Source organism: Ruegeria sp. BHSA163 (genome assembly GCF_059613365.1).
Map to the genome: position 1 here is coordinate 69,824 of NZ_JBXWSJ010000011.1, position 21,336 is coordinate 91,159.

The 21,336-nt window shown below is 54.7% G+C and carries 15 protein-coding genes; 8 read left to right on the forward strand and 7 right to left on the reverse strand.

All coding sequences use genetic code 11. The features are described from left to right. Positions 1–122 precede the first annotated feature (122 nt). Complete coding sequence (locus AC2FNV_RS07560; RefSeq protein ID WP_496772870.1) at positions 123–5,309, forward strand: S8 family serine peptidase; 5,187 nt, start codon at positions 123–125, stop codon at positions 5,307–5,309. 328 nt (positions 5,310–5,637) lie between these two features. Here AC2FNV_RS07560 and AC2FNV_RS07565 read toward each other — a convergent pair whose 3' ends face one another. Continuing rightward, positions 5,638–6,282 carry a hypothetical protein gene (locus tag AC2FNV_RS07565; protein WP_170608825.1) on the reverse strand — a complete coding sequence of 215 codons (645 nt, stop codon included), beginning with the start codon at positions 6,280–6,282 and terminating at the stop codon, positions 5,638–5,640. Positions 6,283–7,019: 737 nt separating this feature from the next. On the opposite strand from AC2FNV_RS07565, the gene AC2FNV_RS07570 reads away from it, so the two are divergent. Next, on the forward strand, positions 7,020–7,823 hold the full coding sequence (locus AC2FNV_RS07570) for a DUF1194 domain-containing protein (protein WP_170608826.1): 804 nt from the start codon (positions 7,020–7,022) through the stop codon (positions 7,821–7,823). Between the two features lie 206 nt (positions 7,824–8,029). Here AC2FNV_RS07570 and AC2FNV_RS07575 read toward each other — a convergent pair whose 3' ends face one another. The 6 genes from AC2FNV_RS07575 to AC2FNV_RS07600 all read right to left on the reverse strand — a co-directional run bounded on the left by AC2FNV_RS07575 (position 8,030) and on the right by AC2FNV_RS07600 (position 13,827). Beyond that, on the reverse strand, positions 8,030–9,337 hold the full coding sequence (locus AC2FNV_RS07575; protein ID WP_170482523.1) for a TRAP transporter large permease: 1,308 nt from the start codon (positions 9,335–9,337) through the stop codon (positions 8,030–8,032). Then, complete coding sequence (locus tag AC2FNV_RS07580) at positions 9,337–9,837, reverse strand: TRAP transporter small permease (protein WP_170608827.1); 501 nt, start codon at positions 9,835–9,837, stop codon at positions 9,337–9,339. The genes AC2FNV_RS07575 and AC2FNV_RS07580 overlap by 1 nt, the downstream gene beginning before the upstream one ends. 63 nt (positions 9,838–9,900) lie before the next feature. Then, positions 9,901–10,914 (reverse strand): TRAP transporter substrate-binding protein DctP, encoded by a 1,014-nt coding sequence (gene dctP, locus AC2FNV_RS07585; RefSeq protein ID WP_170482428.1) that lies wholly within the window; start codon positions 10,912–10,914, stop codon positions 9,901–9,903. A gap of 95 nt (positions 10,915–11,009) precedes the next feature. Then, positions 11,010–11,621, reverse strand: a complete 612-nt coding sequence (gene leuD, locus AC2FNV_RS07590; RefSeq protein ID WP_170608828.1) for a 3-isopropylmalate dehydratase small subunit — start codon at positions 11,619–11,621, stop codon at positions 11,010–11,012. Continuing rightward, the gene (leuC, locus tag AC2FNV_RS07595) at positions 11,621–13,027 is read right to left on the reverse strand and encodes a 3-isopropylmalate dehydratase large subunit (RefSeq protein WP_170608829.1); all 1,407 of its coding nucleotides are present in this window, start codon (positions 13,025–13,027) and stop codon (positions 11,621–11,623) included. The genes leuD and leuC overlap by 1 nt, the downstream gene beginning before the upstream one ends. Continuing rightward, positions 13,024–13,827: a GntR family transcriptional regulator gene (locus tag AC2FNV_RS07600; protein ID WP_170482436.1), complete on the reverse strand. Its 804-nt coding sequence runs from the start codon at positions 13,825–13,827 to the stop codon at positions 13,024–13,026. The genes leuC and AC2FNV_RS07600 overlap by 4 nt, the downstream gene beginning before the upstream one ends. A 148-nt stretch (positions 13,828–13,975) precedes the next feature. Here AC2FNV_RS07600 and AC2FNV_RS07605 point away from each other — a divergent pair, with 148 nt between their 5' ends. Genes AC2FNV_RS07605 through AC2FNV_RS07630 form a run of 6 tightly spaced genes read left to right on the forward strand, consistent with a single transcriptional unit; the run spans position 13,976 to position 21,125 of the window. Further along, entirely contained in the window at positions 13,976–14,542 is a 567-nt protein-coding gene (locus tag AC2FNV_RS07605; RefSeq protein WP_496772875.1) for a tautomerase family protein, read from the forward strand. Continuing rightward, positions 14,539–16,233, forward strand: a complete 1,695-nt coding sequence (locus AC2FNV_RS07610; protein WP_170608831.1) for a hydantoinase B/oxoprolinase family protein — start codon at positions 14,539–14,541, stop codon at positions 16,231–16,233. Before AC2FNV_RS07605 ends, AC2FNV_RS07610 begins: the two co-directional genes overlap by 4 nt. Further along, on the forward strand, positions 16,230–18,290 hold the full coding sequence (locus tag AC2FNV_RS07615) for a hydantoinase/oxoprolinase family protein (RefSeq protein ID WP_170608832.1): 2,061 nt from the start codon (positions 16,230–16,232) through the stop codon (positions 18,288–18,290). Before AC2FNV_RS07610 ends, AC2FNV_RS07615 begins: the two co-directional genes overlap by 4 nt. Beyond that, complete coding sequence (locus tag AC2FNV_RS07620) at positions 18,291–18,911, forward strand: cysteine hydrolase family protein (RefSeq protein ID WP_170608833.1); 621 nt, start codon at positions 18,291–18,293, stop codon at positions 18,909–18,911. Next, complete coding sequence (locus AC2FNV_RS07625) at positions 18,908–19,774, forward strand: isocitrate lyase/PEP mutase family protein (RefSeq protein ID WP_170608834.1); 867 nt, start codon at positions 18,908–18,910, stop codon at positions 19,772–19,774. Before AC2FNV_RS07620 ends, AC2FNV_RS07625 begins: the two co-directional genes overlap by 4 nt. Further along, on the forward strand, positions 19,758–21,125 hold the full coding sequence (locus AC2FNV_RS07630; RefSeq protein ID WP_170608835.1) for an FAD-dependent oxidoreductase: 1,368 nt from the start codon (positions 19,758–19,760) through the stop codon (positions 21,123–21,125). Before AC2FNV_RS07625 ends, AC2FNV_RS07630 begins: the two co-directional genes overlap by 17 nt. Positions 21,126–21,336: the final 211 nt, after the last annotated feature.

The following is a 21,336-nucleotide window of genomic DNA, read 5'->3' on the forward strand; positions in this document are numbered from 1 at the left end:
CCACTCAGGAAATTACTGTCAACTGCATCAGGACAAGTATCACATTTCGCTAATTTGGGCGCCGCTTAACGGCCTAAGTTTCTGGTTACCCTAGGTCAAATGCCCAGCGAAGGACCAGTGAAATGCGAAACTTCCCAAAATTGCCTGATGTCTTCGGCGACGAAAATGACATTCTGGAAGCCCTGTTTGACGAACTTGTTGGGCGACCACTGACGCGAAGCAAACCGATAGCCGATCCCGCAGAATTTGTCGACGCAGTCAGTTATAAATTGAAGGGTATGCAGGGTTTGGACGGGACCAACGTGATCTCGTTTCCACAGGAATTGAACCCTAGTTACCAATGGGGTGTCACCGGCCTGATGACAGACGAAACGCCGCTGCCTGTCGCACTGGCTCTGGACGTGACCGAGACCGGCAGTTACGGCCAGGGCATTGACGGTCAGACTGACGATGACGGTCGGGTCGATTTCACCTTTCAAAACAACGGTACTGACCTGACGCTCAACCTTACAGCTTACGACATCGACCACGATAGGGAGATTGAATGGTTTTTGAACGGCGTCAGCCAAGGTTTCCTCTCGACCGGGATCGACAACGGTTTCTCGCAGCACAATCTTGCGCTGTCGCAGACGGACATGGTCGCAGGGACCAACACGATTACATTTGTACAGACCGGTGAGACTTTCTACCTTTGGGGCGTCAAGGACCTGCTTCTTGAAGCACCGGCCCCGGCACCCGAATTGGTCGTCGGTGTCACTGAGACCGGTAGCTATGGTCAAGGGATTGATGGTCAAACTGACGATGACGGTCGGGTCGAATTCTCCTTCCAGAACTCAGGAACCGATCTGACGCTAAACCTGACGGCCTTTGACATCGATCATGATGCGGAAATCGAATGGTTCCTTAACGGCGTCAGCCAAGGGTTCCTCTCGACCGGGATCGACAACGGTTACTCGCAGCACAATCTTGCGCTGTCCCAGACGGATATGGTCGCAGGGACGAACACGGTTACATTTGTGCAGACCGGTGAGACTTTCTACCTCTGGGGCGTCAAGGATCTTTTGCTGGAAGCCCCCGCCCCTGCTCCCGAGCTTGTTGTTGGCGATACTGAGACCGGTAGCTACGGTCAGGGCATCAACGGAGCCACAGACGCGGACGGGCAGGTACATTTCACCTTCCAAGATTCAGGAACCGATCTGACACTGAGCCTTACGGCTTTTGACATCGACAGCGACACCGAGGTTGAATGGTTCTTGAACGGTGTCAGCCAGGGTTTTCTGTCGACAGGGTTCGACAACGGTTTCTCGCAGCACAATCTGTCGATTTCTTCCACAGACCTCGTGTCGGGCGCAAACACGCTGACCTTCGTTCAGACTGGACTCCCGACTCACCTATGGGGGGTCACCAACCTTCTTCTTGAAAATGTGACGCCGCCACCGGAACTGGCCATCGGGGTGACCGAGATGGGTAGCTACGGTCAAGGGATCGATGGTCAGACCGATGCGGACGGGCAAATAGATTTCACCTTCCAGGGCACCGGTGACGACCTTGTGCTCAACTTCACCGGCTATGACATCGACAGCAATACCGAGATCGAGTGGTTACTAAACGGCGTCAGCCAGGGTTTCCTGACCACAGGTATCGACAATGGGTTCTCCGACCATTCGATTAACATTCCCGGTTCAGCTACGGCAGGCGGAACGAACACCATCACCTTTGTACAGACCGGGCTGACGACCCATCTCTGGGGGGTTACAGACCTAACGCTCTATGTCGCGGGAACCGAGCCAGTACCGGCTGGCACGGTCGAACTTGTTCTCGATGTGACCGAGACCGGCAGTTACGGTCAGGGTATCGACGGCCAGACTGACGATGACGGTCGGGTCGACTTCGCCTTCCAGAACACCGGTACTGACCTAACGCTCAACCTTACAGCTTTCGACATCGACAGCGGCACCGAGGTCGAATGGTTCCTGAACGGGGCCAGCCAGGGTTTCCTAACCACCGGGGTCGACAACGGTTTCTCGCAGCACGCGTTGGCTCTTGCCCAGACCGACTTGGTCGCGGGGACGAACACGATCACTTTCGTTCAGACCGGCGAGGTTTATTATCTCTGGGGCGTGAAGGACCTGCTTCTTGAAGCGCCGGTCCCGCCACCGGAACTGGCCGTCGGGGTGACCGAGACGGGCAGCTACGGTCAAGGGATCGATGGACAGACCGACGCGGACGGGCAAATAGATTTCACCTTCCAGGGCACCGGTGACGACCTTGTGCTCAACTTCACCGGCTATGACATCGACAGCAATACCGAGATCGAGTGGTTACTGAACGGCGTCAGCCAGGGTTTCCTGACCACAGGTATCGACAATGGGTTCTCCGACCATTCGATTAACATTCCCGGTTCAGCTACGGCAGGCGGAACGAACACCATCACCTTTGTACAGACCGGGCTGACGACCCATCTCTGGGGGGTTACAGACCTAACGCTCTATGTCGCGGGAACCGAGCCAGTACCGGCTGGCACGGTCGAACTTGTTCTCGATGTGACCGAGACCGGCAGTTACGGTCAGGGCATCGATGGCCAGACTGACGATGACGGTCGGGTCGACTTCAGTTTCCGGAACACTGGTATCGACCTCGAACTTCTCCTGAATGGCTACGACATCGACAGCGGCACCGAGGTCGAATGGTTCCTGAACGGGGCCAGCCAGGGTTTCCTAACCACCGGGGTCGACAACGGTTTCTCGCAGCATGTCATCACCATCGACGCCGACGAACTTGAAGCGGGTTTCAACACGATCACATTCGTTCAGACCGGGTTGACTTCGCATCTTTGGGGAGTCACTGACCTGACCCTGCGCGAACGCCTGCCCGAGCCAGCGCCGCATCTTGAGATCGGTGTGGCTGATCCGACCAGCTATGGAAATGGCATAAACGGTCAAACTGACCATGACGGTCGGCTGGACGCGACATTCGTTTCCAACGGGAGCGACCTGTCGTTGAGCTTCTCGGCCTTCGATATCGATAATGCGCAAGAGATCGAAGTCTATTTAAATGGCACGCTGCTTGGCACACTGGAGCCGGGCGTCGACAACGGGACCAGTATCTACAAGATTCTGCTTCCGGGAGACATGCAGATTTCCGGCACCAATACGGTCAGCTTCGTGCAGACCGGGTTGACCAGCTATATCTGGGGTATATCGGGCCTGCGTCTGGACGAAGCCCTGACACGGCTGGAGCCGACGGACGACCGCTACGACGAACAGTGGTATTTGGGCCGTATAGGCGACATGGAAACGCTATGGGCTGACTACACTGGAAACGGGATCACGGTTGGGGTCTACGACGACGGGCTACAATGGTTGCATCCCGACCTCGTTGCAAATTACGATGCCTCGCGTCATATCTGGTTCGGCGGTCAGGAACTTGACCCGTCAACCGGCGGCTCCGCACACGGCACCGCCGTCGCGGGGATTATCGCAGCAGATGACAACGGGACTGGGACGGTCGGTGTCGCTTTCGATGCCACTCTGACCGGGGTTAACATGATCGACGGAGTAGCGGGGGCCGGGAATACCGATCTTTCGGGCTTCGAAGCCGCGATGATGGGTATAACGCAATTCGACATCGTCAACCATTCCTGGGGCGCGACCCCCGGTTTCGATACGTCGACAGAGGCCACGAATTTCTTCGCCACTGCTTTGCCGACTTTCGAAGATGCGATCGTGAACGGGCGCGATGGACTCGGAACGGTTTTGGTGAAGTCGGCCGGCAATGCCGCGTCGAACAGCCAGGGTGACCTACTGGATGCCTCGCGTTTTTCGATCACTGTCGGTGCAGTCACTGAGAACGGCGGGATCGCGTCTTACTCGAACCACGGGGCCAATCTACTGATAGCGGCACCGTCTAGTGGTGATCCGTTCACTGAGCTTGGCATCTTGACAACAGATCTGACCGGAGCCGAAGGTTTCGGGCCTGACGATTACACCGGCACTGATAGCCTGACTGGCTTCGGCGGCACATCTGCGGCGGCTCCGATCGTCTCTGGTGTTGCTGCCCTGATGCTTGAAGCCAATCCAGATCTAGGGTGGCGGGACATCAAGAACATCCTGGCGTATTCGGCGAAGATAACCGAGAACGAGGCTGCAAGTGTTGATCTTTCTTGGCTGACGGGCGTTTCGTCGCTAGTTGAATCTGTAGACTGGAGCTTCAACGGCGGTGACAACTGGAACGGCGGCGGGCTGCATTTCGCAGAAGACTTCGGCTATGGAATGATCGATGCCTATGCGGCGGTCCGAATGGCCGAAGCCTGGCACCTTTTCGGCACGGCCCAAACCTCAGCCAACGAGGTGTCCTACACTCTGGAAAGCGCTCAAAACGTAACTATCGGAAGCGGGACGACCTTGACATTCGATTCGGGCGTCACTTCGATGAATTTGGAAACAGTAGAAGTCACACTGTCCCTTACCAGCACCAGCCTGGATGTATGGCTTGTGTCTGGATCAGGCACGAGGGTGCAGTTGCTCGACAGCCTTGATACTGTCGACGGACCGCTGACCTGGAGCTTCTCTGCAGAGGCCTTCCGAGGTGAGAACGCCGCCGACGGGATATGGTCTCTTGAGTTTAACAACCTCGATGGTGGCTCGGCGCGTCTGACCGACTATGAAATCACCTGGTTCGGGTCCGCAGCAAGCGCCGACAGCACCTATCACTACACCGACGAGATCTTTGCGGCACTTGGCACCGACGCCGTTACCGGAGCGCAAATAACGCTGGCCCAGGATGCAACCCGTCAGGTGCTCACCGATAGCGACGGTGGAACCGACTGGCTGAACTTGTCGGCAATGACCGGATACTTGGAAATTGATCTGCGCCAAGGCGCTGTCAGCTCTTCCTCGGGGGCAGAGTTCCTAACCATTGCGGCAGGTACTGTGATCGAGAACGTGGTTGCTGGTGATGGCGCCGACTACATTATCGGGAATGATGTCGCCAACGAATTGCACGGAATGCGCGGCAACGACACGCTGGATGGCGGGTTGGGCGACGACCTACTCGTCGGTGGCGCGGGCACGGATACTTTTGTTTTCGCTGAGGGCAGTGGAACGGACACCGTTCTCGACTACTGTGTCTCCGGCGGCGAACTCGACATGCTCTATTTCGTTGGATTCGACCCGGCATCCGTTAACTTCACAGATGATGGATCTGGCAATGCTGTGGCAGACCTCGGCGGCGGCGATATGCTGATCCTGAGCGATGTCGATGCTGGCTTGATAGACGATACCTACTTCTATTTCGATCTATTTGCCTGATCGTCGACAAGTTGTTTGCTTGGCAATAAGCACTGGTAAGATATTTGCACCAAAGACCCGAGACGGTTTTTTGGCACGACCATATGTGGATCAGCTTGTCACGCCAGACCGCATAGCGCCCATGAGTTATCCGCGCGTTAAGCACGCCGTATGAACAGCTCCCTACTCCGCTGCATCACGGCGTCAAAGGCCTGGCGCTTAGAGAAACAATATGCCGCAAGTGCAACTAAGACACCAAAAGCGCTTGCGGAGAAGGCCCAATGCGCACCTTACAGAGAAGAACAAACACTAAATTCATCCTAGTTAAACACTGCCAAGCACGGTCCGCCTAATTTTTCTGACTGGCCAGCCGCTCAAAGGGGTCAGTCTTGAATTTCTCAGGAAGCGCTTTTGGCTCTTCGAAATCAGGAATGTACAGGCCCCTCGTCCACTTTTCCGGAAATTTATCGATGATTTTGGTGATCTTTTTGCTGGCTGCTGCAGCGCGTCGCCTGATGCGTTTTGCGCCTTCCGGATCGCGCTCATGCAATCGTCGATATCGATCATGAACCCAATCTTGCACTCGGTCGGGGCCGAACGATAAGTAAAGTACGAGACCGATAAGAACAGCAATCAGGAACAGGAATAAAACGAAGCCCGGCTGCAAGGCGAAGAGCGCTAGTAAAATCAGAACGGACAATATTCTGGTTGCGTCCGGCCGTTTAAGAAAAGAACTTACGCGCTCGAAAAGCCAGCGAACTGGTAAATTTTTTCCTACAAGCTGTAGGATCAGCTGCACTTGAACTTCAAGTTTCGCAGCCGTTTCTTCGGTTTTATTAAGCTTTGTGTGTTGCTCAATTTTCTGGGCCGCGTTTGGATCAATTGCCGACCTTATGTTGCTGAGCACCGGGTCCATGGTTTCGGGACCCGTGGCGCCATCACTTTGGAGTTCCAAAGTCGTCGCGGATTCATCTAGGTAAACCTTGCTTTGCATTCAACGTTTCCAGACAGTTAGAGCGCTCCAATACCGCGCCTCCCTCTAGCAGTCGTGAATTTACTAAAACCCAATCAAATTTTTGCGCAGCACGGATCTGTATTTTGTCCAGACTAAGACTAAACAAGGCGAAATTATGCTGCTTGTATGTCAACAGAATGGACAATTAGTCCGGGCTCGATGCAGCCGCTCGACAAGATTAGGCGAGCGACCATTCTGCGAAAATAGTGGCCACCGATTTCATTCATCTAGATTGCGCAAGATCGGCTATTGAAAAGTGGCCGTTTTTCGCATCGTTGTCGGCACCGAAGCCATTAAACTCTTTAGATGCGGCAAGTATGTAGCCACCGTTCTCGCAAAACCTGATGGCGTTCGTTTTGGGTCCACGACCAAAAGGCAGACTTCAACGGCATTGGCCGCAAGTGTCCGCTCTTAGACAATCTCCATCAGATTTGTTGAATGCCCGCGCCCTTTGAGCTCAGGTAGTATAGCTGTCCCATGGATGTGCGGTGAAGCCAAAGCTGGGGTCGGCGCGCTCCGATCTAGGGAGGTTATCCTGCATTCACCGACACCACGGTGATCGGGAAACCTGATGACGAGGAAGCTGAGTTTCCCATGGCCTTTATCGCCGTTGCATCGTGCCAAACCGTCAATATTGAACATTCCGTTTCCTCATTGGAGACTTAATAATACATTTGTAGCTTGACTTAATTGGCCAGCGCTCCATCCGTTTAGTGATGCTACGCAACATATTCCTAACTCTTGCCGCATCTGCCTCTCTCTCGGCAGAGCCTGCCATATCAAAGGTGCTGGAAGTCGATCTAGAGCTCGTTCTTCTTGTAGATGTGTCTCGGTCAATGACCGAGCGTGAACTCGAAATTCAACGACAGGGCTATGCATCAGCCCTTTTGTCGGACGATGTTTTCGCCGCCGTTCAATCGGGCCTCTTACAACGGGTAGCTTTGACTTACGTTGAGTGGGCTGGCACGCAAGAAGTGATCGTAGGTTGGAGGCTTCTGGAAACGCGTGCTGATCTTGAAGAATTCGCGAGCGTTCTTACCACGCGTTTCGACCCAGCTCTGCGCCGTACTTCGATCTCCGAAGCGCTGATCTTTGGGGCCGCGATGATAGAAAAGAACGAATTCGAAGGCCTGCGCAAAGTTATCGATGTGTCGGGCGACGGACCTAACAATCAGGGTCGCCCGGTATTGCAGGCCCGCGAAACAGTGTTGTCGAAATCAATCATCATAAACGGATTACCGCTGATGACCCGAGAAGGTTTGGGGAGCCAATGGCACCTCGACGACCTCGACGTATACTATGAGAATTGCGTGACGGGCGGGCCTGGTTCATTTGTAATTCCGGTGCTGAATTGGCAGGACTTTGCAGAGGCGGTGCGCCGAAAACTTGTGCTTGAAATCGCATCGACGCCTTTGCCCGAAAGGATCCTGTCGGCGCAATACACGTCGTCCACAGCCTATGACTGCTTAATCGGTGAGAAAATTTGGGAGCGGAACCAACAAATTTGGAGCGAGCCCTGAAGAAACACGCTACCTATTCAAATTTCTTATAATCGCATAACCCAACAGGTGAATGAACGTCTTTTTTAGGCTCGGTGCTGAAATTCGCCTAAATCGCAACGGACGTCTGTTTCACAGACCAAATTGTCATTCAATCAATTACCATGTTCCGGGAAGCCCTATTCCCGCCTCAATCCAAGTTCTTTTGGTGAGGCCATCCGCAATTCTCACAAAGACGCCAGAAACAATGCTAGATCTGGGAACGCGATCAGCAAAACAACCAGCAAAAGTGAGCAGAAAATAAACGGGAAGGCGGATGTGTAGATTTCCCGCATTGTGGTGCCCGGCGGTGCAACACCTTTCATCACAAACAGAAGCAACCCGAAAGGTGGGGTTGTGAAACTGATCTCGAGTGAGAGTAACATGATCAGGCCAAACCAGATCGGATCAAAACCAAGTGTCTGAGCCAGAGGAAAAAAGATTGGCACGGTCAGCAACATAATCGAAATTTGCTCCATGAACATACCAAGAAGCAGCAAAACTGCGAACATCACAGCAAGCATCGCCAGTGGGGTAAGTTCAAACGCGATGGCCCAGTTTACTAGCCCCCGAGACGCACCAGAAAAGGCCAATAGCTGGCTGAACGTGGCCGAACCAAAGACAATTAGATAGGCCATTAGTGTTACCTTGAGCGCGCCGGTTACCGACTTTTTGATCGCCTCCCATGTCAAACAGCGGAAAAAAGCCGCCAGGATCAGAACGCCCAGCGCTCCGAAAGCTGCGGCTTCGGATGGAGTTACAAAGCCTTGAATCATCAAGACAATAATCACCACCATGACGCCAACCATAGGCACGACCTCAGTCATGAGTAGTTTCAAGCGGTACGCCATCGACATAGGCTCTACGTCATAAGCAGGAGCCGCGTCCGGATCTATTCGAGTTTGAAGCCAGATTGTGCCAATATAAAACAAGGCTAGGATCAAACCGGGAATTACACCCGCTATCAACAACGCTGCTACGTCTATCTGTGCAAGTGTGGCCAGAAGAACCGCAAGCGCCGAAGGCGGTATGATGATAGCCAAGCCACCCGTTCCCAAAATAGGCCCAATGCTCATATACGATTTGTAACCGCGCCTGTTCATTTCGGGCACCATGAGCGATCCCAAAAGTGCTGTTGAGCCCATCGACGATCCTGATAGCGTGGAAAATGCAGTGCCTCCCAGCACTGTCACATAACTAAGACGCCCAGGAAGTCTTCCCAGCAACTTATCTATTGCACTGAACATGCGCCCGCCCAAGCCGGTGTGGAAGAATATCTCGCCCATCAGCAAGAACAGCGGGATTGGCATTAGCGCATATTTGGTCAATGCACCAAGTCCGTTATTGAGGAGTTGAGTGACGCCTCGCTCGCCCCCCATGAACACCCAAGCGCCTAAAATATTGGCTGCAAGAAAAGCCAGTGCCACAGGCATTCCGATGGCCATCAGGAAAACAATTGACCCAAGCAGCAAGGCAAGAGCTTCGTACCACTCCATCATTCGTGTATCCCTGCTTCGCCGCTGTGCATCAGTTCGGTCCCGAAAACAAAGCGCGAAAACTCAATCGCCATGAGCCCGAAAGACAGGGGAAAGGCGACGGTCAGCATCCATCGAGGAAAATAATAAGCACGGGTGTCGTAGTCTCCGCGTTCGATATTTGTCAGGACCAAATCAGCGCCTTGCCAAGCGAGTATGAGGCAAACCAGCACACACGCAGCTGCCACTGCTCGGCTGACAATTCGGCGCAAACCCACTGGAAGAGCGGCAGTGACTAGCTCGATATGCACATGGCCCTTTTCACGCACTAGCCAAGGCGCGCCCAACATGGTCATGTACAAAAGCCCGTATTCGGCAGAAGTAAATAGCCAGGCAAAGGGCTGCAGCCCTAGATTTCGCATCAGAACTGACGTGATGACAGACAGCATCAACCAAACCAGTAAAAACCCGGCGACAATAGCCATGCCAAACAGCACTGCGTCATAGAACCTTTTCATCATCGCGCCTGCTTTGCCCCGTAAATTAGACAGGCCCGGAAGACTCCCCCGGGCCTGTCTATGGACTTAGTTTGCAGCGTCGAGATCGTAGAACAGCTCGATCAAGCGATCATAGTTATCGGTGCCGCCGGGCTGTTCAGCCATCAGGCCTTTCATCCGTTCCCATGTCTTTTCGCGGGCAGCGGCAAGATAGTTTGCCTTTGCGTCCCCTTCCAGGCTGACAACTGTCATGCCCGCAGTGTCAAGGGCCGCAAAGTCCTCGTCGCGTTTACCTCGCAGGGCCTCAACGCTGTCTTTTTCGTGTTGGATCGCAACGTCTTGCAAGATAGTCCGGGCTTCTTCAGACAGAGAATTCCATTTATCAAGATTCACAATGACGCCAAGATCCGTCGAGAAAAAACATGGCTCAATGCGGTAGTTTAGGAACTCGTTCCACTTCAGGTCAATCAGACCGATCTGGGTCCAGCCCGTCGCATCCACGACACCGCGTTGCAGGGCCGAGTATACCTCGCCCGTAGGTAAGTCGATTACCTGCGCACCAAGGTAGTTTGTGAAAAAGGCGTTGTAGACGTTGTTGCCGCGCAGCTTCAGCCCTTCAACTTCCAGATTGCCATCGGCATCAAAACTGGGTTCGTTGCGGGTCCAAAGGTTGTAGCAGACTCCACTGTCGAACCAGCCGAGGTATTTCAAGCCCATCTTTTCCTGATGGATCTGGTCGATCAACTCGGTGCCCCCGTTTTGGCGGGTCTCGATCGCGGTCAGGTTCGAGGCGACCATTGCGTCCTTTTCAGGCAGCGAACCGCCGTAAAACGAACCTGGCGTATAGACCATGTCGACGATCCCGTCGCGCACCGCATCCGGCTGTTGGAACATGCCAATGGCTTCCGGCCCGCCGCGCACGTCAATCTGAATGACCCCTTTGCCGGCCTCGTTAACTTTATCGACAAATTCCAGAAAGCTCTGTGTATAAATCAGCGTTTCAGGAAAGGCGTGAACCGCCGAGATCGTTTCTTGTGCTTTAGCCGCTCCGGCGACTATTACGGCCCCTGCCAGCAGGCCAGCCAATGAGTTCATTTTCATAAGTATTCCTCCGCTTGTTTCAGGGGTATTTTCCTCATTTCACCCCTTATTTCTGGCCTTTTGGCCTGTACTGCGCCGTCTTCGCGCGACGTGAATTAATCCGGTTTAGTCGGCCACGCCCATGGAGTGGTCTTGGTGCGTTTGTCTCTGTGAGCGCTTATTGCATGATTGTGCTGTTGGGTTAGATCGATATCGTCCCAGCCATTGATCAGCTTCAGACGCCATCCTTCGTCCAGTTCAAATGTCGCCGTTATTTCTCCAAGAGTTAGTCGGTTCTCGGTAAGATCAATCGAAAGTTCTCCCGGAACATCGCTCACCGCCTGCTGTAGCTGCGTCACCTTCTCAGCGTTAACCCGTGCTGGCAGCAGACCGTTATTAATGGCATTGGTGGCGAAGATGTCACCGAAGCTGTTCGCGATGACCGCGCGAATGCCGGCGTCAACCAGCGCGTAAACCGCCGCTTCGCGCGAAGATCCGCTGCCGAAATTATGCCCGGCGATCAGAATACTGACCCCTTCATGTCGGTTCAGCGGGAATTCTGCTGACAATTGCTCATCATCGTCCCGCCGCATGTCATGCAATAAATACCGGCCATACCCTTCGCTGCGCGGGACAGACATAAAACGCGCCGGGATCAGCTGATCCGTGTCGATATTATCTACCGCCAAAGCCAACGCGGATCCCTTATGTGTGCTCCACCCCGTCATCACGCGGCCCTGCCCTGCAAAAGCGGCCTGACATCAGTAATTTTGCCTGTTACGGCTGCTGCAGCGACCATCGCCGGGGACATCAGATGCGTTCGCGCGCCACGTCCCTGACGTCCGCGGAAATTACGGTTGGTCGAGGATGCGCAGCGCTTACCCTCAGCCACAACATCTCCGTTCATGCCAACGCACATTGAACAGCCTGAAGCGGCCCATTCCAACCCAGCATCTCGAAAGATCCTGTCCAACCCCTCTTCTTCAGCCTGCGTCTTAACCCGCGCGGACCCGGGTGCGACGAGCCCCGGCACAATCGCCCGGCGCCCTGATAACACCAAAGCCGCCTCTCTAAGGTCTTCAATGCGGCCATTTGTACAGGAGCCGATAAAGACTTGATCAACCGAGATTCCGTCCAAGGGTTGCCCTGGCGCTAAACCCATATATTCCAGCGCATCGCGGGCCGAGCTTGATTTGGCTGGGTCAGTAAGTTCTGGGCTCGGAACCTTGGCAGATATGGGCAGGGCCTGCTCTGGGCTGGTGCCCCAAGTGACGGTTGGCGCAATTTCAGCGGCGCTCAGCGTGACCTCGCGGTCGAAACCTGCGCCTTCGTCTGTCACAAGTCCTTGCCATGCACGTCGCGCACCTTCAAGGACTGCACCTGAAGGCGCGTAATCCCGACCTTCTAGATAGGCATAAGTCACCTCGTCCGGTGCCACCATGCCAAACCGCGCCCCGCCTTCGATTGAGAGGTTGCACAGTGTCATGCGCCCCTCCATCGACAAATCCCGGATAGTCTGGCCTGTGTATTCAACTGCGTGGCCCTGCGCGCCACCAGCGCCCAAACGCGCAATCCAATTCAGTGCAATGTCCTTGGCCGTAACGCCGAACCCTAAGTTACCATCGACGACTATGCGCATCGCCTTGGGCTTTCGTTGCCAGACTGTTTGTGTCGCCAGCACATGAGCGACCTCCGTCGCTCCGGTCCCGAATGCCAATGCGCCAAATGCACCATGTGTGGATGTGTGGCTATCCCCGCAATTGATCAGAAGTCCAGGTAAAGTCAGACCCAACTCTGGTCCGATCACATGCACAATGCCCTGTGCCGGATCATTCAGATCAAAAATCCTAAGTTTGTGACGAGACGCGTTGCTCCGCAAGGTCTCGATCATCCGGGCGATCTTTGGATCGGCGATCCGTTCTCGGTTTCTTGTTGGCGCGTAATGATCTACCACCGCAAAGGTTAGGCGCGGCTCAGCCACCGGTAAGCCGCGTTCCGACAGCTTGGCAAAAGCATGATGCGACCCTTCGTGCACAAGATGCCTATCAACCCAAAGCAGCGACACACCATCCTCGCGCCTCAAAACCTCGTGCGAAGCCCAGAGTTTGTCGAGCATGGTGCGGGGTGCGTTCATTCACCGACCTCCTCGCTGCGCCCGATAGCAGGTTCCCAATGCCGCGCTGACCCGGTTCCCACGCGCGTCAAAGGCATCTCGAGACGAAACATGTCAGAGCGATACAGACCAGAAAGATACTCGACCCCATTGCCTTCGACGTCTCGAACGATCCGTTTCAACGACAACAAGGCAGATCCAACGGCGACGCCCAATGCCTCGGCCACGTCAGGACCCGCCAACGTCGCGGAAACGGTCTGATGCGCTTCTTCAATCTGTACGCCGCCGCGTTCCAGAAGTTTAAAAAGCGGTGTAGTCGCTAAGTCGCTTTCCGAATAGTTGCGAGCAATCAAAGCCGGCACATAAGTCGTCAGATGCGAAAATGGGACATCATTAGTCAGGCGCACCCTTGTGGCAATCTGTACTTGCTGATCGCTCGGCAACCCCATCGCAAGCGCCACCACATCCGGTGCTTTGCCGTATGAAAATGACAAAAGCCGCGCGGTGGTGCTTTGCCCCATTTCAACCAGCTGCGGCATCAGCGTGTTGAAGTCCATTGCTGCTGGCGCTCCGAGGGCGGATTGACCAGAAACCCTAGTGCCGCTACCTGCCTGACGTTCGATCAAACCATTTCGTGAAAGAGTGTCGAGCGCCCGCCGAACGGTCACGCGCGAAACCCCGAACTTCTCGGCTAGCCGCTGCTCACCGGGCAGGGTTTCACCCGCTGAAAGCTGACCTTCCGTGATCTGATCGTGCAGATACAGGTAGACGCGCTGCGCCTTTGTCCCGTCGGGAAGATTGGCCCCATTGATCTTGTTCACCCTATGATTCCCCCTTTCACAGCGCTTCCAATCGTAGATCCGACACTTGGAAAATCAAGCATTAGTATTATTGCAACTCCAAAAATAGTCTTACATTATTTTCCAAATCTGTATTACAAATAATACATTATACAGGAGGATCTTTTGCATGCCGATTGTCGAACTGCATGTGATCAGTGGCTATAGCACGCAAGAAAAACAACGACTTGGCGAGGCTCTGACTAATGCGGTACGATTCGTATTGCCCGCTGCACCGGAACTTGTGACTGTTCTGATCCACGACATTTGCGATCAGAACTACTATCGCGGCGGCAAGACCAGACGGCCGGCTCCAGCGAAAGAAGACCCCAAACTTATCGTACGCGAATTTCTGTCCGAAATGGGCGACCGTGCGTTTGAAAACGCACACAAAAGACTGACCCCGAATTTCGTTATGCAATTCCCCGGCGCGGCACCTATGCGAGATTTGGTCGAGCTCAAGAACTGGGCCGCGACCCGTTACCGCCGTATTGCAAAAACTTACGAAGGCTTTGATGCCATGCAAAGCAATGACGACGCAGCGATCGTTTATTGCAGGGGTACGTTATCGGGTGAATGGACGGATGGGACACCATTTGAAGGCATCCGTTTCATTGACCGGTTTGAGATTAAGAACAATCTGATCGCACGGCAGGATGTCTGGAACGACATTGCAGAAACAAGGGCGCAGTCATGAGCGAAATTGACCCGATCACTCTTTCGGTTCTGGCGGGCCGCATGGAGCAAATCGCCGACGAAATGGACGCGACTCTGTTTCGAGCAGCCTTCAACCCGATCATTGCCGAGGCCCATGACGCCAGCCACGGGCTTTATTCTGCAACAACCGGCGATACGTTGGTTCAGGGCAAATCCGGATTACCGATCTTTGTGGGTGTGATGTCTTTTGCCGTAAAAGCGGTGATCGAGAAAGCCGCATCTGACGGAGATCTGGAAGATGGCGACATCTATATCTTTAACGATGCGCATATAGGTGGCACGCATTTGTCTGACATGCGATTGGTGCGACCATATTTCCGCAACGGCAAATTGTTTTGCTTTCTCGCGTCGGTCGGGCACTGGCATGACGTTGGCGGTGCAGTTCCCGGAAATTACAACCCGGCTGCAACAGAAGTGTTTCAAGAAGCCTTTGTCCTACCGCCTGTAAAGTTGGCGCGCAAGGGCGCGGTTAATCAGGATATTATCGATATTCTGTTGCGCAACACCCGTCTGCCTCAATCAGCAATGGGCGATCTGAATGGGCAACTGGGCGCCCTGGACCTTGGGGTCCGGAGGATGGACGAGTTGTTGGACGAATACGAGGCAGAAACGGTTTCGGCCGCTCTTGAATCGCTCAGCAATCGGGCCGAGGTGCTCATGCGCTCTGAGTTGCAGGACTTACCAGATGGCCGGTGGGAAGCCGAGGATTTCCTCGACAACGACGGTATCATCGATGCTCCGCTTCGCATCAATCTGGCGCTTGAAATAAAGGGGGATAGAATGGTGCTTGATTTCACTGGCTCATCTCAGCAATGCGCTGGGCCGGTGAATATCGCCCTACCCACGACTGTGGCAACCGCCTATGTCGCAATCAAACACGTCTTTCCGTCGCTGCCAGCTAACGCAGGGGTTATGCGCCCTATCGAAGTGATCGTGCCCGAAGACAGTCTGTTGTCCGCTGATTTCCCCGCCCCAACAGGCGGATACACAGAGACTATTTTGCGGATGATCGATGTGGTGTTCTCCGCCTTTGCCAAGGCTGCACCGGATCGGGTTGTCGCCAATGCCTACGGCACGATCAATGCGCTTTCCATCGCTGGTAAACGTTCAAACGGGCAGCCATGGGTTATGTTTAGTTTTTACGGCGGGGGTCACGGCGGGTCTGTAGAAAGCGACGGCTTAAACCATGGCAACGCGCCGATTTCGACGGCGACGATCCCGCCGTTGGAAATTTTTGAAGCAGCCTATCCGGTTATGTTTCGTAAATGGGCTTTGCGTCCCGACAGCGCTGGCGCCGGCGCCCACCGCGGCGGACTTGGCGCTGTCTATGAGATTGAAGTGCTCGAGGAAAACGGCGCCGAGGCATTCTTGTTTGGCGAACGTGGCAAGTTTCCTCCAAAGGGTATCGCCCAAGGTGGGAACGGGGCGATGAATGTCTTCACCTACGAACAGGACGATGGCTGGAAGGCACCGCCTCTGGTTTCGAAAATGAGGGGGATCAAATTGAAGCAGGGACAAGCCGTTCGCCTTGAAACACCCGGTGGTGGTGGATATGGCGCCGCAAACAGCCGCTCTTCAGAGGCTATCGCCAGGGACGTGGCGCGCGGACTGGTCAGCGACGAACGGGCGGATCAGGTGTATGGCACCGCGTGGCGGGAAGTGACGCCATGACCGGACGCATGATCGGTGTGGATGTCGGGGGCACGTTCACGGATGTCTTTGTTCTGAACGAAGCAGATGGCAGCGCGACCGTCGCCAAGGTTCCCACCACACGCCCAGATCAGTCGGGCGGATTCCTTGACGGGATCGGACGCGAGGTCGACGATCTGTCAGAGATCTCCGTTGTCGTACACGGCACTACAGCAGGCACCAATGCCCTGCTGGAACGCAAAGGTGCCAGAACTGGTGTGATTTGTACTGAGGGCCTGAGGGACGTGTTGGAAATGCGCCGCAGAGATCGGCCGCGAACCTGGGGCTTACGTGGTGATTTTGAACCCGTAGTGGATCGCCGCGACCGGCTAGAGGTGCCGGAACGCACGCTGGCAGACGGCAGTATTCGCACGCAGGTTGATCTGGATTCCGTACGCAGAGCCGCAAAGCAATTACTGAAGCAGGGGTGCGAAGCCGTCGCGATCCTATTTGCCAATGCCTATGCCAACCCGGAAAACGAAGTCGCCGCTGTCGCCGCGGTGCGTGAAATCTGGCCAAATCCGCATGTGTCCGCCTCTTCAGAAATTCTGCCAGAAATCCGAGAATTCGAACGGTTCTCGACCACGGCACTGAACGCCTATCTGCAGCCCGAAGTCTCAGGCTATTTGACCCGCTTGGAAAACGCCCTGCAATCCGACGGATTCGATGGCGAATTCATGATTGTCCAATCCAATGGCGGTGTCATGGGCGTCAACACTGCATCCCGCCTTCCGGTACGCACGGCGCTGTCCGGTCCGGCAGCAGGCGTCATCGCCGCCGGTTATATCGCGCAATCCGCTGGCTTCGACAATGTCATTACGGGGGATATGGGTGGTACCAGCTTTGACGTTTCGCTGATCTCCCAGGGACAGACGATGTTGTCAGCTCAGACCTCAATCGATTTTGGCATGGTTGTTCGCAACCCGATGATCGAGATAACGACCATTGGCGCGGGCGGCGGCTCGATTGCTTGGGTCGACAAGGGAGGACTGCTGAACATCGGCCCTGAAAGCGCTGGATCGAATCCCGGCCCGGTGGCTTACGGTATGGGAAACGATCGCCCGACTGTAACGGATGCAAATGTTGTGCTTGGTCGTATCGATCCGGAAAATCCCATTGGCGGCAAACTGGAACGGCTGGACGTAGAGGCCGCAGGAAATGCGATCGATGTCCATGTGGGCGAACTACTGGGCTTGTCCAGACTCGAGGCGGCCGAAGCCATCCTGCGCGTCGCCAATTCACGCATGGCCGGAGCGATCCGGCTTGTCAGCATTGAGCGTGGATTTGATCCCAAACGTTTTGTCTTCATGCCGTTCGGCGGCGGCGGCGCGTTACATGCCGGGGCAATGCTGGCCGAAGTGGGGATATCCCGCGCCATTGTTCCGCGTTTTCCCGGGGTCACCTCGGCGTTAGGCTGTGTGATCGCTGATATGCGGCAGGATTTCGTACAAACGGTCAATACCCTGGTCACACAGTTGGACGAAGCTGCTTTGGGCGCATTTATGCAAGAGCATGTGGATCAGGGCATGGCACTGCTTGGTGCATCGCGGACCAGTTTTGACCGACATGAGATTTCATTCGAGCTCGACATGGCATATCTGGGACAAACTCATACCGTGCCGGTGCCACTAACTGTTACGCAGACAAACGGTACGGTCACTGCGCCCAGCAAGGCCGACATCGAACAGGCTTTTGATACAGCTTATCATGCTACCTATGGAAGGCTATTGAACAACGGCGTGCGACGGATACTGAACCTGCGCAGCGCAGTCACAGGCAAACGGCCGAAGTTCGATCTCACCTCCCTCGCTCCCGAAACCGAAGGCGTCGTTGCACCCTCGGCGATACGGAAGGTTCATTTTGGGCACGCCTGGTATGACACCGCCATTTATGATCGCTTGTCTTTGCCAGTTGGCACTGCAATCAAAGGTCCAGCCATCCTGACGCAACCGGACACTACAGTCCTGATCGAACCAGATTTTCAGGGTCGCGTGGACGCCTTTGGCAACACGATCATCGAACCGCAAAAGGAGGACTGAATGAGCGATCCAGGAACCTGGGACCCGCGAAAGACGGCGTTGCTGACCATCGATCTTCAGAACGACTTCATCCATCCTGAAGGTGCCTATGGCCGAGCTGGACAATCGGCCCCAGAAATTGCAGCACTTCCAGAACGCATCGCTCCTTTGGCAAGGAGGCTACAAGCGGCGGGCGGGCGCTTTTTTTCCGCACAGTTTACTCTTGTACCGGACCGCGATGGCGAACCTCTGATTGCACCGCATCTCAAGCAATTGCGCCCGTTCTTGACCAAAGGTGACTTTGCGCCGGGAGGATTTGGTCACAGCTTGGTCGATACACTGCAACCCTGTGATTTCGTCATCGAAAAGGTGGCATACTCTGCCTTCTACCAGACACGACTGGAATATCTGATGCGCGCATTGGGCATTGAAAATCTGATTGTCGGGGGCATCGTAACCAATGGCGGTGTTGCCTCGACTTTGCGGGATGCGCATCTGCGTGATGTCGAAACCGTCATGCTAACAGACGGATGCGCCGCATTTCGGCAGGAGGTACATGAGGCAACAATTCTTTCGCTTGGCACGGTCACTCACCAGCGGAGTTGCGCTCAGATGATGACGTGGATGGAGGGAGCCAAATGAACCTCAAATCCCGCCTTTCAAAGAAGGAGATTCTCGTTGCGCCGGGTGTGTATGACGGTTTGACGGCCTCTTTGGCTGAAAAAGCTGGCTTCGAGGCCCTCTATCTAAGCGGGGCAGCCGTCGCATATACTCGATTGGGCCGTCCCGATATCGGGCTTTCCACTGCGTCCGAGATGGCAGACACGATGACCCTGATCGCAGATCGGGTCTCGTTACCTGTTATCATCGACGCTGACACCGGTTTTGGTAACGCACTGAACGCTCAGCGAACCATGCGGCTATATGAACGTGCCGGTGCATCGGCACTGCAAGTTGAAGACCAAACCTATCCGAAACGCTGCGGACATTTATCAGACAAATCACTTATCCCTGCGCAGGAAATGGCTGGGAAGATCAAGGCGATGGTCGACGCGCGCGCCAGAAGTGACACTCTGATTATTGCCCGAACAGACGCAATTGCCGTTGAGGGTTTCAACGCCGCGACCGACCGGGCAGAAACATATCTGGAGGCGGGTGCTGATATCCTCTTCCTCGAAGCTCCGCAGAGCCGCGGACAACTGACGTCCATCGCGGATCAATTTGCTCCCCGTGTCCCACTTTTGGCTAACATGGTTGAAGGTGGCGCAACACCGATTCTTGGCGCCGATGATTTGGAGGCGCAGGGCTATTCCATCGTAATATTCCCTGGTGGGATCGTTCGGGCTTTGGCAAAAACTGCTCAGTCATACTATCAGAGTCTGGCTGCGAACGGCTCAAACAAGCCCTTTGCGAAGAACATGTTCGACTTCAACGGTCTGAACGAAGTCATCGGAACAGCCGAGATGCTGGATGCCGGGGCCCGCTACGATGACACCCAACGTTGAGAATGCCCCACCGGAACGGTTCGATCTCAGGACCGGCACTCTGATCATCGGCGCGGGTGCTTGCGGTTTGGTAGCCGCTTTATCGGCATCAGAGTCGGGACAGAACTTGCTGGTCATCGAAGCTGATCCTGTTCCCAGCGGGTCGACAGCCTTGTCAGCCGGGTTGATCCCGGCTGCAGGTACTAAGATCCAACAGGCCGCAGGGATCACGGATGATGCCGCGCGCTTTGCCCGTGATATCCAGACCAAAGCATATAACGAAAACGAACAAGCACTGGTCGAATTATTGACCAACAACGCCGCTGAAGTCATCGATTGGCTGTGTGAACGCCATGCCCTGCCCTTTTCGATTGTTACGGATTTTGACTATCCCGGTCACTCTCGTCGACGGATGCACGGGCTACCGTCGCGGTCGGGCGGCGAGTTGATCGACGCTCTTCGCAGCGCTTGCGAGCGTGAAGATTTGGACATTATCTGTAATCGTCGCGCGATAACGCTCTACCTAGATCAGGATCAGATTCTGGGTGTTGCAGTGGCTGGTCCGGATGCAAATGTCGAAACCATTGCCTGCGACCGCCTTATTCTTGCGTGTAACGGATTCGGTGGCAATCGCGCGTTAGTGGCCGAGCATATGCCGCAGATCGAACGTGCGCTCTGGTTCGGACACAGCGGCAACCGGGGCGAGGCAGTTCTTTGGGGAGAAGCGCTTGGTGCCGGGCTTCGAAATTTGAGTGCCTACCAGGGTCACGGCAATGTCGCACACCCACATGGCATCCTGATAACATGGGCGGTAATCACAGAAGGTGGTGTGCAGGTTAACCGTAATGGCCACCGTTTCTGGAATGAGTCGCAAGGCTATTCTGAAGCTGCCCGTGCAGTACTGGCTCAGCCCGATGGAGAGGCTTTCGCCATCTTCGACGGTCGCATTGCCACCATTGCTGGCCAATTTGAAGACTTCAGACGCGCAGAAACTTCAGGCGCTATTAAATCCTCTGAAACAATTGAAGAACTTGCGAAGGCTTTGTCCCTACCACCCGCGGCTTTGGAACAAACCATTCGGGAAATTCCTGTCAACGGCACCGATCAATTCGGTAGGTTTTTCAATAAGACGCCTCTGACGCCCCCTTACAAGGGCGTACGTGTAACTGGTGCCTTATTTCATACCCAAGGAGGTTTACGCGTCGATTCCTCTGCGCGCGTCCTCAAGGCTGACGGCACTGCTTTCACCAACCTCTACGCAGGTGGCGGGGCGGCTACAGGCGTTTCTGGCAGGGGTGACAGCGGATACCTGTCCGGAAATGGCTTATTGAGTGCCGTTGTGTTAGGTCGAATAGCAGGGCGGAATACTTGATATCAAAATAATGCATCCTGAAAACTTGAAATTGTCTAGCTGTAAGAGGTGACACAGTTTCGTCGGGTCGCAGCCCAGGAAGCAAGCCAAATACGTAACATTTAGTTACTCGGTGTATTCTGTTTAGCCGGTTATAGTTGCCATGTTTCGAACGGACCCACTCTAAGTTCTCGTAAACAGAAAGCAAAATTGGTTTGTCGATCTGGATTGC